General features: G+C 66.1%; 13 protein-coding genes. 5 read left to right on the top strand and 8 right to left on the bottom strand.

Annotated elements, in window-relative coordinates; genetic code table 11:
• Nucleotides 1-943 (top strand): rod shape-determining protein RodA (gene rodA, locus HC022_RS10280; RefSeq protein WP_167452365.1); only part of this gene is annotated, 943 nt, incomplete at its 5' end.
• Between the two features lies 1 nt (nt 944).
• Complete coding sequence (locus HC022_RS10275; protein WP_167452364.1) at nt 945-1,877, top strand: glyoxylate/hydroxypyruvate reductase A; 933 nt, start codon at nt 945-947, stop codon at nt 1,875-1,877.
• Nucleotides 1,878-1,898: 21 nt separating this feature from the next.
• On the opposite strand, the gene HC022_RS10270 is transcribed toward HC022_RS10275, so the two are convergent.
• The 7 genes from HC022_RS10270 to ccrA form a co-directional block, all read right to left on the bottom strand.
• A complete protein-coding gene (locus HC022_RS10270) occupies nt 1,899-2,294 on the bottom strand; it encodes a PaaI family thioesterase (protein ID WP_089958586.1) in 396 nt (131 codons plus the stop codon).
• The gene (locus HC022_RS10265; protein ID WP_167452363.1) at nt 2,291-3,832 is read right to left on the bottom strand and encodes an ATP-dependent RecD-like DNA helicase; all 1,542 of its coding nucleotides are present in this window, start codon (nt 3,830-3,832) and stop codon (nt 2,291-2,293) included. The genes HC022_RS10270 and HC022_RS10265 overlap by 4 nt, the downstream gene beginning before the upstream one ends.
• A gap of 302 nt (nt 3,833-4,134) precedes the next feature.
• Complete coding sequence (locus HC022_RS10260; RefSeq protein WP_167452362.1) at nt 4,135-5,112, bottom strand: murein L,D-transpeptidase catalytic domain family protein; 978 nt, start codon at nt 5,110-5,112, stop codon at nt 4,135-4,137.
• A gap of 206 nt (nt 5,113-5,318) precedes the next feature.
• On the bottom strand, nt 5,319-5,954 hold the full coding sequence (locus tag HC022_RS10255) for an acyl-homoserine-lactone synthase (protein WP_008882996.1): 636 nt from the start codon (nt 5,952-5,954) through the stop codon (nt 5,319-5,321).
• A gap of 168 nt (nt 5,955-6,122) precedes the next feature.
• Nucleotides 6,123-6,812 carry an autoinducer binding domain-containing protein gene (locus HC022_RS10250; protein WP_175583529.1) on the bottom strand — a complete coding sequence of 230 codons (690 nt, stop codon included), beginning with the start codon at nt 6,810-6,812 and terminating at the stop codon, nt 6,123-6,125.
• Nucleotides 6,799-6,996, bottom strand: coding sequence for a hypothetical protein (locus tag HC022_RS10245; protein ID WP_089958599.1), 198 nt, complete (start codon nt 6,994-6,996; stop codon nt 6,799-6,801). The genes HC022_RS10250 and HC022_RS10245 overlap by 14 nt, the downstream gene beginning before the upstream one ends.
• A gap of 219 nt (nt 6,997-7,215) precedes the next feature.
• Nucleotides 7,216-8,502, bottom strand: a complete 1,287-nt coding sequence (ccrA, locus tag HC022_RS10240; RefSeq protein ID WP_008883273.1) for a crotonyl-CoA carboxylase/reductase — start codon at nt 8,500-8,502, stop codon at nt 7,216-7,218.
• A gap of 439 nt (nt 8,503-8,941) precedes the next feature.
• On the opposite strand from ccrA, the gene HC022_RS10235 reads away from it, so the two are divergent.
• The 3 genes from HC022_RS10235 to deoD all read left to right on the top strand — a co-directional run bounded on the left by HC022_RS10235 (nt 8,942) and on the right by deoD (nt 12,186).
• A complete protein-coding gene (locus HC022_RS10235; RefSeq protein ID WP_167452361.1) occupies nt 8,942-10,912 on the top strand; it encodes a protein meaA in 1,971 nt (656 codons plus the stop codon).
• A gap of 255 nt (nt 10,913-11,167) precedes the next feature.
• On the top strand, nt 11,168-11,479 hold the full coding sequence (locus tag HC022_RS10230; protein ID WP_008883062.1) for an H-NS family nucleoid-associated regulatory protein: 312 nt from the start codon (nt 11,168-11,170) through the stop codon (nt 11,477-11,479).
• Complete coding sequence (deoD, locus tag HC022_RS10225; protein WP_008883455.1) at nt 11,479-12,186, top strand: purine-nucleoside phosphorylase; 708 nt, start codon at nt 11,479-11,481, stop codon at nt 12,184-12,186. The genes HC022_RS10230 and deoD overlap by 1 nt, the downstream gene beginning before the upstream one ends.
• 116 nt (nt 12,187-12,302) lie before the next feature.
• On the opposite strand, the gene HC022_RS10220 is transcribed toward deoD, so the two are convergent.
• Nucleotides 12,303-13,148, bottom strand: a complete 846-nt coding sequence (locus HC022_RS10220) for a DUF1989 domain-containing protein (RefSeq protein ID WP_167452360.1) — start codon at nt 13,146-13,148, stop codon at nt 12,303-12,305.
• Nucleotides 13,149-13,212: the final 64 nt, after the last annotated feature.

Genomic DNA, 13,212 nt, shown 5'->3' with positions numbered 1-13,212 from the left:
GTTCCTCGTGGCGATGGTGCCGATCTGGCTCTGGCGCAACCTCTCGGCGCTGATCTACATGCTGGCGCTGGCGCTGCTGGTGGGGGTGGAGCTCTTCGGCACCGTCGGCATGGGTGCGCAGCGCTGGATCGACATCGGCTTCATGCAGCTGCAGCCGTCCGAGCTGATGAAGATCGCGCTGGTGATGGTGCTGGCGGCCTATTACGACTGGCTGCCGATGAAGCGGGTGTCGCACCCGGTCTGGGTGCTGGCGCCGATCCTGCTGATCCTGCTGCCGACCGGGCTGACGCTGATCCAGCCCGACCTCGGCACCGCGCTCCTGCTGCTGATCGCGGGCGCGCTGATGATGTTCCTCGCGGGCGTGCACTGGCTCTACTTCGCCGTGGTGGCCGCCGGAGGCGTGGGCGCGGTCTACACCGTCTTCCTGTCGCGCGGCACCAGCTGGCAACTGCTGCAGGACTACCAGTTCCGCCGCATCGACACCTTCCTCGACCCCTCGACCGATCCGCTGGGCGCCGGCTACCACATCACCCAGGCCAAGATCGCCATGGGCTCGGGCGGCTGGACCGGGCGCGGCTTCATGCAGGGCACCCAGTCGCGGCTGAACTTCCTGCCCGAGAAGCATACCGACTTCATCTTCAACACGCTGGCCGAGGAATTCGGCTTCGTCGGCGGCATCTCCCTTCTCATCCTCTACGTGCTCGTCCTCGTGTTCTGCATCATCGCCGCCATGCAGAACCGCGACCGCTATTCCTCGCTGCTGACGCTGGGCATCGGCCTGACCTTCTTCCTGTTCTTTGCCGTGAACATGTCGATGGTCATGGGCCTCGCCCCGGTGGTCGGCGTGCCGCTGCCGCTGGTGAGTTACGGCGGCTCGGCAATGATGGTGCTGATGATCGCCTTCGGAATGGTCCAGAGCGCACAGATCCACAGGCCCCGCTGACATGACGAACATTCTCTTTGCCGCCGGCGCCGACCGCTGGGCCGTCTACGAGGCGCCGCTGCGCGCTGCGCTGGACGGCTTCGGCCTCGACTACGCGCTAAGTTGCGAGGCGGAACCGGAAACCGTCGACTACATCGTCTACGCGCCCGATTCCGAGGTCCGGGACTTCACCCCCTACACCCGCCTCAAGGCGGTGCTGAACCTCTGGGCCGGGGTCGAGCGGATCACCGGGAACAAGACCCTGACCGTGCCTCTCGCGCGCATGGTCGACGAGGAAGGCCTGACACAGGGCATGCTGGAATACGTCACCGGGCATGTGCTGCGGCACCACCTCGGGATGGACCGCTACATCATGAACCCCGAGCATCGCTGGGACCCGGTGGTGCCGCCGCTCGCCTCCGAGCGGCCGGTGACGGTGCTGGGGCTCGGCACGCTGGGCACCGCCTGCGCGGGCGCGCTTGCCGGGCTCGGCTTCCCGGTCTCGGGCTGGTCGCGCACCCCGCGCGAGGTCGAGGGCATCACCTGCCACCACGGCCCGGAAGGCCTGACGAAGGTGCTGGCGGGGGCCGAGATCCTCGTGCTGCTGCTGCCGGACACGCCCGCGACGCAGGACCTGATGAACAGGGAGACGCTGGCGCTCCTGCCCCACGGCGCCTGCATCGTGAACCCCGGGCGCGGCCCGCTGATCGACGACGCGGCGCTGGTCGAGGCGCTCGACCAGGGCCAGGTCGGGCACGCGACGCTCGACGTCTTCCGCAAGGAGCCGCTGCCGCAGGATCATCCGTTCTGGGCGCATCCCGGCGTGACGATCACGCCCCACGTGGCCGCCGACACCCGCGTGCCCAGCGCCTCCCGCGTCATCGCCGAGAACATCCGGCGGGGCGAGGCCGGCGAGCCCCTCCTCCACCTGGTGGACCGCGCGGCGGGCTACTGAACCCGCTCCACGGTCGCGACCTCAGCTGCGGCGGTGACGGAAGACCCCGGTGCCCTTGGCCACGAGCTGCCCGGTGTCGTCGGTGATCTCGCCCTCGGCAAAGAAGGTGGTCCTGCCGCCGCCGGTCTTGCGGGCCTCGCAGATCAGCTTCGTGCCCTTCGCCTGACCGATGTACTGGACGTTGAGCGACAGTGTCAGCCCCATGCGCCGCTCCGCGGCATCGCCGGACCAGAGCCCGCACAGACCCATGGTCGAGTCGAGCAGCGTCGCGATCGCGCCGCCATGCGGGATGCCCTGCCGGTTCTCGAGAAACGGGCGGATGGGCATCTCGTAGCGGGCATAGTCTTCGCGCCACGCGACCAGCTCGTAGCCGAGGTGCTGCGCGAAGGGGCTGGGGGGATCGGTGATGTCGTTCATGCCGGGCCTGTCTCTGCCTCTTCCTGTTCCAGCGTCAGCGCCACCGCGGGCGCCTTCAGATCATCGGTGCCGAGCGGCCCCGTGGGCCGCGCCAGCCGGTTGCGCACCACCCAGTAAAGCCGGTCCGACGCCCGGGTGATCGCCACGTAGGCGAGCCGCTTCCACAGCGGCTGCCCGGCCTCGACCCGGCCCATGCGCGCCGCGGCAAAGAGATCCGGCGCGAACACCTGCACGTTCTCCCATTGCGACCCCTGCGCCTTGTGGATGGTCACCGCCGCCCCGTGCAGGAAGGCCGCGCCCATGCGGGCCGCGTAGGGGATGAAGGGCTCTTCCTCGTCGGGCTTCTCGATCTTCACGATCGAGGCCGCCGAGACCTGCGGATCGGGCGCGCCCATCACGTGCAACCGCGAGAAACCGGGCTTGCGGCCCGGTCCGAGGTAGATCACCTGCGCACCCTTGATGAGCCCGCGCGCCTCGAGGTCCAGCCGCTTCTTGCGGTGTTTCAGCGGCAGCTCGATGCCGTCGCAGATCAGCGGCTCGCCGGGCAGAAGCTCGGTCTCCGGCGCGCCATGCACGGCGCGGAAGGCATTGATCAGGCGGATCCGCGTGGCATTGCGCCAGACCAGCACCGGCGAGCGCGCCATCAGGTCGACCTCGACCCGGCCCGCCCAGACCACCCGGTCATCCTGCGCCGCCTTCTCCTCGACCATGCGCTCGAAATGGTGGAACTCGAGCGACGGATCGGCCAGCGCATGGGCGAGATCGAGGATCGGGTTGTCGGCCTGCTGCCGGTGGATGCGGTGCAGCTCGAGCTTGCGCTCCTCGGGCACCTCGTCGAAGACCATCTTGCCGGACTGGTTCACCGGCGCGAGCTGCGCCGGATCGCCGAACAGCACGAGGTTGGGGAAGATCTCCTGCAGGTCCTCGAACTGGCGGTCGTCGAGCATCGAGGCCTCGTCGACGAAGCCGATGTCCAGCGGCTCCTCGCGGCGTTTCCAGCCGGTGATGAAATCGCTGCCCCTGAGCCCCGCCGCCGCCAGCGCCGCCGGCACCGACTTGTGGCCCTGGAAGGCGGCATAGGCGCGGTCGAGCGCGTCCTCGGTCAGCCCCTCGATCTCGGGCTTCTCGGCCTGGTCGGTGAGCCATTCGGCGATGCGCTCGTATTCGGGATCGTAGACCGGGGTATAGATGATGCGGTGAATGGTGGTCGCGGGCACGCCGCGCATCCGCAACACGCTTGCCGCCTTGTTGGTGGGCGCCAGCACCGCGAAGCTGCGCTTCTCGCGACGCTTGCGGCTCTCGAAATCGCCCGACACAAGCTCGGCCCCCGCGGCCTCGACCGCCTTGCAGAGCTCGGAGAGCAGCAGCGTCTTGCCCGAGCCCGCCTTGCCCATGACCGCCATCACCCGGGCCGCGCCGTCCTTGGCGGGCAGCACCACGCCGTCGTCGAGATCGACGCCGGCACCGCGCAGCATCTCCGCCACGCGGTCCCAGGCCTCGGCCTGGTCGTCGGAGAATGTCAGCGCGGGAAGATCCATGCGGCGGACCCTACTGTCCCGCGCCGGAAGACGCCAGAGAGCACGGCGCCCGCACCTTCATCTTGCCCAATAAACTCCGGGGGAGTCCGCGGCACGCGGACGGGGGCAGCGCCCCCTCGTCCCTCGCGGGTACCGCGACCGCAGGTGGTCAATCCTCGCTGCAGGCAAGGCATCGCCGCACGACCTGCCCCCGCACGAAACAACGACACCAACCGAAGACCGCTCCCAATCCACCTCCCACACCCATCACAGGACGGAAAAAACGCAGCAGCGTCCCGGCCACGCCCCCACCCCGCCAAAACTCATTTGCAGATCGGCAACGCCCGCTGCGGCTGCTCCGGCAGCGAGTCCCGCCAGCTGTCAATCACCGGCTGCAGCATCCGCTTCGACCAGAATTTCGGGGCTCCGATGGCCTGAAGACAGGCGGCGTTCCAATAGAGCCCCGCGCGCGACGGCGCGGTCCCGGCCTTCACCGCATTGGCGACCGCATCGACGTCGCGGCCCTCGGGATAGATGTAGAGCGTCGTCGGGTTGCCCTCCACCTGCGCGAGGATGTCCCGCGAGACCGCGGGCGACCACGTGGTGCAGCCGTTGCTGCGGCCACCGGTGTAGTTCACGAGGCTCCCGTAGGGCACGTAGCCTTCCTCGTCCGCGTGCGGGTTCCGCGGGTCCCTGAAACGGCACTGCCATTTGACGAAGACCGCCGGGTGCCCTCCGATGGCCCGCTCCCGTGCGTTCGCCGTATCGCCCTTGCCGTCGAACAGCAGGAAGGTGCGGTAGAGCGGTGTCCGCTTGCCGGACTGGCTGTAGTAGCCCTTGAAGGACGTTCGGGTCTCGGCAGTCAGGTAGGGCCCGCCCATGGTCAGCTTCGACCCCTCGGCATTGCTGAAATTCCTGGCGCATTGCCGGCCGTTGGAGAAATCCGCCCGCTGCAGCTTGCGTCCGTTGCCATAGCCCGACGATACCGCGCGAAACGACTGCGAAGGCTCGCAGATGACGTAGAACCGCCGCCCGGGATCGCCGTTCGGCGCCGTGCTCGGCCGCGTCGCGTCCATGGCGAGGTAGCAGGGATTGCGCACCTCGCCGCTGGCCCGGTTCTTCAGGTAGAGCTCGCGGGCCCTCTGCAGAACGACGGGGGCGATCTGGCCCTCGCCGAGCCCCACATGCGCCTGAAGCCAGGCCGGGATGCCCCCTCCCGCCGACGCCGCCCGGGCCGGGAGGGGCGCCGAGAGGGCCAGAAGGACGGCAAGGGCCATGGTGAGACGGAGTGCATTCAGCATCGGGGAAATCTCCTGCCAGACGATCCTCGATACATGCATAGCACAACTGGCTCGACGCAGATGCAACCTGTGGATTATTTCCTCGGGACTGGTGGGATTTCGGCATCGTCTCTGGCAGGGCAACGCTCATGCCACGGGCCGCGCGATCGGCCCCTCGTGAGGCGGACACCCGCGCGCGCCGCGAAGCGCCTCCTGCCCCGCGGTCCTCAGGCGGCCACCGGCACCCGGACCTCGCCCGCCCCGAAGGCGGCTTCGAACCAGCCGCGCGACATGGCGGCGGGGATGCCGGCGCTGGAGGAGACCCGCGCATGCGCCCCGGCGCTGAATTCCCAGAGCCCGACCGAGATGCGCTCGCGGCCCTCGCCCTGGCTGCCCAGCACCTCGGGCGAGGCGCCGATGCGCTTGTAGATCCGCACCATGCGGGCGTCGAACACCCCGACGTAATGCGCGACGCCGAAGCCCTGCATGACCTCGCCGCCCGCCAGCATCAGGGCGGCAGCGGCGCCCGGACCGGTCTCGCGCGAGAGACAGAAGCGGGTGCATTCCCAGATCAGCGGGCTCTCGATCCGGACGCCGCCGGTGAGATGCAGGAAATGGTCGTTCACCATGCAGCGCCCCACCGTGGGCAGCAGCCGCATCGAGCCGCCGTGACGGCCGTCCGGGCGCTCCCAGATCACGTAGAGCGGGTTCATTCCGTCATATTCGTCGCGCTCCTCACCCTGTGCGTCGACCGCAACGTCCCAGCCGAGCCGGGTGCGGAACTGGTCCGCGCGATCGGTGAACATGCTGCGCTTGAGCAGCGGGAACGCGTCGAGCTGGTCTGCGTAGATGTAGCGGATCATGGCGTCTTCTCCCTCGCGAAGTCCGATGGGAAGAAGCTGCGCAGACGGGGTTAACGACCCGACATCGCCATGCGCGGTGCGCTCAGATATGGTTAACGGATGGGCCGGACACGCCTCCCGGCCGGCGGGCCGGAGCCCGCCCCGAACCTGCGCCCCTTACGGGCCGCGTCAGACGACGATGAGCCCACGGGACAGTGCCCGCGCCACCGCATGGGTGGTGTTCATCGCGCCCAGCTTGAAGCGGGCGCTTTCGATGTAGACCCGCAGCGTGTGCTCCGAGATGCGCAGCGTCTCGGCCACCTGCGCGCGGCTGTAGCCGACCGCAAGAAGGGTCATTGCCTCGATCTCGCGAGGGCTGAGCGGCTGGGCGGGTTCGGGCCGGCGTCCCGGCTCGAGCTCCAGCGCCTTCTGGTTGAAGTAATGCGCGATGAGGATCATGTCCCTGCGATTGAGCGCGGTGAACTCTGCCCAGGCCTCGTCATCGCAGCTGTGGTTGACGGTGAAGAGCGCGAACTGGCCGTTCGGCCCCCGGATCGGAATGGAATAGCCCTGGTTTCCGACGCCATGGGCAATGGCATCCCACTGAAAGGCCCGCGCCGCCTTGGACGACCAGTCGAGCCGTTTCCAGTCGACGGGGTGAAACCGTTGAAAACACCCCTGAACAACCGGATCTATTCGAAGGTACCCCTTTTCGAGATAGCGCTCGACCCAGACCGGATCGTAGGTGCCGCAACCATATTGTTCACCATTGGCACTGACCCAGTGATAGACGAGGTGGTCCACCTTGAACCGGTCACGCAACGCCTCGGCTACGGATTGAAGATCCTCACGCCGCTCGGCCAGCTCAAGCTGTTCCAGAAACCCTCCCGTTACGGGAATCCCCTCCGCAGATCCCAATGCCCGCCCCCTCGGCACCAGACGCGATTTCGACCTGGGCGACGAGTTGCGCCTCGTCGAGTTGCTCGGCCAATGCGTCGAGCGCATTCGCGCGCGCAAAGGATTTCAGGTCTGTCAGTACGTCTATGATCCAATCATGTCGCATGGTCAGCCTTCCCCGCAGAGTCTTAACAAAAGATTAACATAACTATAGCACCCCCTATTACCGCCTGAAAATTCGCGCATTCCAACTCCCCAGAAATGGTGAGGCGCCGATTTCGAAGCCCCTGACCGCATTGGACCTGCAGGCCCCCGCAAACGAAACGCCCGCGAACCGTCGACACGATTCGCGGGCGCGTATTGCGGTTGCGGGCTCAATGCCGGGTTAGCCCCGGGCCGCGAGTGCCTCTTCGAAGGTGCGCAGCCCGGTCTTGGGCGACTGCACCAGAACGGCCATGTTGCCGGGTTTGTGCTCGTTCTTGCGCATCTTGACGTGGGCGTCGGGGATCTGCTCCCAGCCGAAGACCTCGGACATGCAGGGATCCAGCCGCCGCTCGATCATCAGGCGGTTGGCCGAGGCGGCCTGCTTGAGGTGGGCGAAGTGCGAGCCCTGCAGGCGCTTCTGGTGCATCCACATGTAGCGGACGTCGAAGGTGCAGTTGAAGCCGGTGGTGCCGGCGCAGATCACCACCATGCCGCCCTTCTTGCAGACCAGCGTCGAGACCGGGAAGGTCGCCTCGCCCGGGTGCTCGAAGACCATGTCGACGCTCACGCCCTTGCCGGTGATGTCCCAGATCGCCTTGCCGAACTTGCGCGCCTCCTTGAGCCACTCGTTGTATTCCGGCGTGTTGACCGTGGGCAGCTGCCCCCAGCACTTGAAGTCCTTGCGGTTGATGACGCCCTTGGCACCGAGCCCGAGAACGAAGTCGCGCTTGTCTTCCTCCGAGATCACTCCGATGGCATTGGCGCCGGCGGTGTTGATCAGCTGGATCGCATACGAGCCGAGGCCACCCGAGGCGCCCCAGACCAGGACGTTCTGGCCCGGCTTGAGTTCGTGCGGATGGTGCCCGAAGAGCATCCGGTAGGCGGTGGCCAGCGTCAGCGTGTAACAGGCGCTCTCTTCCCAGGTCAGGTGCTTGGGACGCGGCATAAGCTGCTGCGCCTGCACGCGGGTGAACTGGCTGAATGAGCCGTCGCCGGTCTCGTAGCCCCAGATCCGCTGCGTGGGCGAGAACATCGGGTCGCCGCCGTTGCACTCCTCGTCGTCACCGTTGTCCTGGTTGCAGTGAATGACGACCTCGTCGCCGACCTTCCACTGGCTGACCTTGTCGCCGACCGCCCAGACGATGCCCGAGGCGTCGGAGCCCGCGATGTGGAAGTCCTGGTTGTGGACATCGAAGGGCGAGATCGGAATGCCGAGACCGGCCCAGACACCGTTATAGTTGACGCCCGCCGCCATGACGAGAACCAGCACTTCGTGGCTGTCGATCTGCCAGGTGTCGACGACTTCCTTCTGGAACGACTTGTCGGGCTCACCATGACGCTCGCGCCGGATCGCCCACGCGTACATCTTCTTCGGCACGTAGCCGAGGGGCGGCATCTCGCCGATCTCGTAGAGGTCTTTCTCCGGTGCCTCGTAGGGCGCGATCCCGGTTTGCGTGTCCAGAGCCATCGGGTCCTCCTTCCATTTGGCTGGCACCATGCCGGCCGGCCATGTTTCCCTTCACTCCAAGCCCGCGCCGCAGTGCAGAATCGACGGGCTTTGAACAGATGAGATAGCGGTGGCCGCGCAACAATGCAACAACGACGAAGGTGCATTTTGTAATTTTATGACCGAGCAAACGCAGAAACTTCCAGCAGCCTCACCGGGCGCCCGGTGAGGAAGCAGCCTTCGCAGCGCTCTCAGACGCTTTAGAGTAGCCTATTTGCGGCAAAACCCGCTATTTTCGCGAGATGCGACGCTTCAAATGCAGGGTTTCGCTGAAGGGTTGCTCGCACAGGCAGAACCGCGCCGCAGCGCGGCGAATTGACGAGACATAATATTTCGCATATTCACCCATGGACGCAACAACCTTGCCAGCAAGATTCTGGTCAGCTCCACGGAGACCGACATGACGGACGTTCAGAAAGACCGCCAGCCGAGTGACGCCCCCCCCCAGGCAGACCGGCCGTGGCTGATCCGGACCTATGCCGGACACTCGACGGCCAAAGCCTCGAATGCGCTCTATCGCAACAACCTCGCCAAGGGGCAGACCGGGCTCTCGGTCGCCTTCGACCTGCCGACCCAGACCGGCTACGACAGCGACCACGTGCTGAGCCGGGGCGAGGTCGGCAAGGTCGGCGTGCCCGTCTGCCATCTGGGCGACATGCGCACGCTCTTCGACCAGATCCCGCTGGAGCAGATGAACACCTCGATGACGATCAACGCAACGGCGCCGTGGCTGCTGTCGCTCTATATCGCGGTGGCCGAGGAGCAGGGCGCGGACGTCTCTAAGCTTCAGGGCACCGTGCAGAACGACCTCATCAAGGAATACCTTTCGCGCGGCACCTACATCTGTCCGCCCAAGCCCTCGCTGAAGATGATCGGCGACGTGGCCGAATACTGCTACACCAACGTTCCCAAGTGGAACCCGATGAACGTCTGCTCCTACCACCTGCAAGAGGCCGGCGCGACGCCCGAGCAGGAACTGGCGTTTGCGCTCGCCACCGCCATCGCGGTTCTCGACGAGCTCAAGCCGCGCGTCGCCCCCGAGGACTTCCCGGCGCTCTGCGGCCGGATCTCGTTCTTCGTCAACGCGGGCATCCGCTTCGTCACCGAGATGTGCAAGATGCGTGCCTTCGTGATGCTCTGGGACGAGATCCTCGAGACGCGCTACGGCGTGCAGGACCCGAAGTTCCGCCGCTTCCGCTACGGCGTGCAGGTGAACTCTCTGGGCCTCACCGAGCAGCAACCCGAGAACAACGTCTACCGCATCCTGATCGAGATGCTCGCGGTGACGCTCTCCAAGAACGCCCGCGCCCGCGCCGTACAGCTGCCGGCGTGGAACGAGGCGCTCGGCCTGCCTCGCCCGTGGGACCAGCAATGGTCGATGCGGATGCAGCAGATCCTCGCCTACGAGACCGACCTGCTGGAATACGGCGATCTCTTCGACGGCAACCCGGCGGTCGAGGCCAAGGTCGCGGCGCTGGCCGACGGGGCCATGGGCGGCGCGATCGAGGCCATCGACTACATGAAGGGCCGGCTCGTCGACGCCAATGCCGAGCGGCTGAACCGCATCGAGCGCAACGAGACCATCGTCGTGGGCGTCAACAAGTGGACCGAGGGCGAGGCTTCGCCGCTGGTGGGCGAGGACGGCGGCATCATGGTCGTCGACCCGGCCGTCGAGCAGGAGCAGATCGCGCGGCTCAACGCCTGGCGGGCAGAACGCGACGACGCGGCCGTCGCCGCGGCACTGGCCGAGCTTCGTGCGGCGGCAAAGGAGGGGCGCAACGTCATGCCTGCTTCGATCGCCGCGGCCAAGGCCGGCGTCACCACCGGGGAATGGGCCCAGCAGATGCGCGTCGTCCACGGCGAATACCGCGGCCCCACCGGCGTCTCGCGATCGGTCAGCAACAAGACCGAGGGGCTCGACGACATCCGCGACGCCGTCGATGCGGTCAGCGACCGTCTCGGACGCCGCCTGCGTTTCCTCGTGGGCAAGCCCGGGCTCGACGGCCATTCCAACGGCGCCGAGCAGATCGCCTTCCGCGCCCGCGATTGCGGAATGGAGATCGATTACGAGGGCATTCGCCTGACGCCTGAACAAATCGTCGAGGCGGCAAAGAACGGTGCCCACGTGGTCGGGCTTTCGATCCTGTCCGGCAGCCATATTCCCCTCGTCGAGGACCTGATGGAAAGAATGCGGGCCGAGGGGCTTGGCAATGTGCCGGTCGTGGTCGGCGGAATCATCCCCGACGAGGACGCCCGGAGGCTGCGTGCAATGGGCGTGGCGAAGGTCTACACCCCCAAGGATTTCGTCCTGAACACCATCATGATGGATATTGTGGCTCTGGTCGATTCCAAGGCTGTTGCAGCGGAATAGACAAAATGGCGCTTTTGTCTCGGAATGCGTGGCGATTCCTCTACCTGAGCGGGCATCGCAAAATTTCGACATGACGAAAAAGTGAAATAAGTCTTAATTTCGGACGCGCCCATAAATAGAACTGGCAATTCCCCGCTCACCTCAACGGTGAGCGGATTGCATATTTTTTGACAAATCTTTGCGATGACACAAATCTGGATCTTGAGCTTACATTTCAGATGGGGAAGTAAGCTCTCCACGAAAATGGAGAAACGCATGGACATTGATCTGGACACCCTGTCGAAAGACCAGCTGAAACAGCTCAAGGCAGACGTCGAGAAAGCCCTGAAAACGATTGATGCACGCCGCAAGGCGGACGCAAAGCGCGCGGTTGAACAAGCCGCCAAGGAATACGGTTTCTCGCTCGAGGAAATCCTCACCGCCGCCGGACCGAAAGGCTCGAAAGGCGCACCGAAATACGCCAATCCCTCTGATCCGGACCAGACCTGGACCGGTCGTGGCCGCAAACCCAACTGGGTGGTGGCCGCACTCGAGTCCGGCAAGTCTCTGGACGATCTGGCAATCTGATGACGGTTCATATCGGCGCGCAGCCGGGCCAGATCGCTGAAACGGTCCTGATGCCCGGGGATCCCCTGCGGGCCGAATGGGCTGCCAACACCTTCCTCGACAATCCCGTCTGCGTGAACCGCGTTCGCGGGATGCTCGGATTCACGGGCACCTGGCAAGGGCACCCGGTCACGATCCACGGATCGGGCATGGGGATGCCGAGCCTGTCGATCTACGCCAACGAGCTGATCCGCGAGTACGGGGCCAAGACCCTCATCCGGATCGGCTCGGCCGGCGCCATGCAGGACAAGGTGAAATTGCGTGACGTCATCCTCGCGATGACCGCCTCGTCCCTGTCCACGCCGTCCGTCGGCATATTCCGCGAACTCAATTTCGCACCCTGTGCGGATTTCGAATTGCTGAATGCTGCTGTCGCATCGGCGAAAGCAATGGGCGCAATATATCACGTGGGCGGAATATATTCCGCGGACGTTTTCTATGACGAGCGTCCCGATCTCAATGAGATCATGACGCGTCACGGAATTCTGGGCGTCGAAATGGAAGCGGCGGAGCTCTACAATCTCGCCGCGCGGCACGGGGTCCGGGCGCTGGCGGTGCTGACCGTCTCCGACCACCTCCTGCGCCACGAGGCACTGCCCTCCGAGGACCGCCAGAGCTCGTTCGGCGACATGGTGCAGATCGCACTCGAGGCGGCATTCGCCGGCTGATCTCGGGGCCATCTCGGGCCGCCCATCGAACGTCACGAACGGACTTCACGAAAAACAAGGCATCGCTTTCCGCGGACTCCCTCGCGGGAGGCAACGCGGATGGCGATGCCCCTCCCCTAGCGGCCGTGGCTGCGGTCGTAGCCGTTGCGTGCGGGCGGTTGCCAGTCGCCGAGCGCGCCCGCCGCGGGGGTGAGGATCTCGACCTTCAGCGGATGGCAGACGGCGGTGTCCGAGCTGTGCTCGGATGAGCAGTCTCCGCCCGGGCAAGCGCTCAGCGCGCCCAAGAGGTCGATCTCGGCGAAGAACGTCAGGCTGTCGCCGGGACGCACTGGGCTCGCCTTCATGAAGTACTGGCCGGTGTCGCGGGTGAAGCCGGTGCACATGAAGACGTTCAGCACGTCATGCACATGCGCCTCGGCCTCGCGCAGCGGCAGGCCGGTGGCGTCGGCAAGGGCGCGGGTCAGGTTCGAGTGGCAGCAATGGTGGTACTGCGTGCCGGAAAGCAGGTTGCCGGTGTAGGGGTCGCAGCGGGTGCCGATCACGTCGTGGACCGAGCCGCCAAAGGCGTCGATGCCGTACCAGTCCAGCGTGTCGTCCACGATGGTCGCCATCGGGCGCAGGTGCGGGAAGGCCGACCAGAGCCGTTCACCGGTCGTCACGTGGGTGCCGTGCAGGGCGCGGGTCTTGCCGGAGTAGAACCGCTCCGAGAGATCGGCGGCGTTCCACAGGTTGAGGTCACCCACCTGCGGGCCGTCGACGCTCACGATGCGAAAGAACTGCCCGGCGGTCACGCGAAAGGAGCAGGCATCGCGGGGCGCGGCGATGACCGTTTCGACCAGCTCCGCCCCGGCCAGCCCCTGCGTGTAGAGCCCGAGGTCGGGCTGCGGCAGGCGGTCGTTCGGATAGCAGATCACCGGCGCGATGGCGCGGCGGGGCTCGGCGGCGGGGGGAGCGATTGTCATGGCGGGGTGTCCCTTTTGGGGGCGGCCCGGGGTGGAGAGGCAAGGGCGGGCCCCCGCGAGGGAG

It is taken from the genome of Salipiger sp. HF18 (genome assembly GCF_011806505.1).
In the GTDB taxonomy this organism is placed as follows: Bacteria; Pseudomonadota; Alphaproteobacteria; order Rhodobacterales; family Rhodobacteraceae; genus Salipiger; species Salipiger thiooxidans.
This window is presented reverse-complemented; position numbering and strand designations above follow the sequence as displayed.

Bases quoted from the DNA above. Each gene is read 5' to 3' on its own strand.
- HC022_RS10275 (WP_167452364.1), top strand. From the start codon at position 945: ATGACGAACATTCTCTTTGCCGCCGGCGCCGACCGCTGGGCCGTCTAC.
- HC022_RS10270 (WP_089958586.1), bottom strand. From the start codon at position 2,294: ATGAACGACATCACCGATCCCCCCAGCCCCTTCGCGCAGCACCTCGGC.
- HC022_RS10265 (WP_167452363.1), bottom strand. From the start codon at position 3,832: ATGGATCTTCCCGCGCTGACATTCTCCGACGACCAGGCCGAGGCCTGG.
- HC022_RS10260 (WP_167452362.1), bottom strand. From the start codon at position 5,112: ATGCTGAATGCACTCCGTCTCACCATGGCCCTTGCCGTCCTTCTGGCC.
- HC022_RS10255 (WP_008882996.1), bottom strand. From the start codon at position 5,954: ATGATCCGCTACATCTACGCAGACCAGCTCGACGCGTTCCCGCTGCTC.
- HC022_RS10245 (WP_089958599.1), bottom strand. From the start codon at position 6,996: ATGCGACATGATTGGATCATAGACGTACTGACAGACCTGAAATCCTTT.
- ccrA (WP_008883273.1), bottom strand. From the start codon at position 8,502: ATGGCTCTGGACACGCAAACCGGGATCGCGCCCTACGAGGCACCGGAG.
- HC022_RS10235 (WP_167452361.1), top strand. From the start codon at position 8,942: ATGACGGACGTTCAGAAAGACCGCCAGCCGAGTGACGCCCCCCCCCAG.
- HC022_RS10230 (WP_008883062.1), top strand. From the start codon at position 11,168: ATGGACATTGATCTGGACACCCTGTCGAAAGACCAGCTGAAACAGCTC.
- deoD (WP_008883455.1), top strand. From the start codon at position 11,479: ATGACGGTTCATATCGGCGCGCAGCCGGGCCAGATCGCTGAAACGGTC.
- HC022_RS10220 (WP_167452360.1), bottom strand. From the start codon at position 13,148: ATGACAATCGCTCCCCCCGCCGCCGAGCCCCGCCGCGCCATCGCGCCG.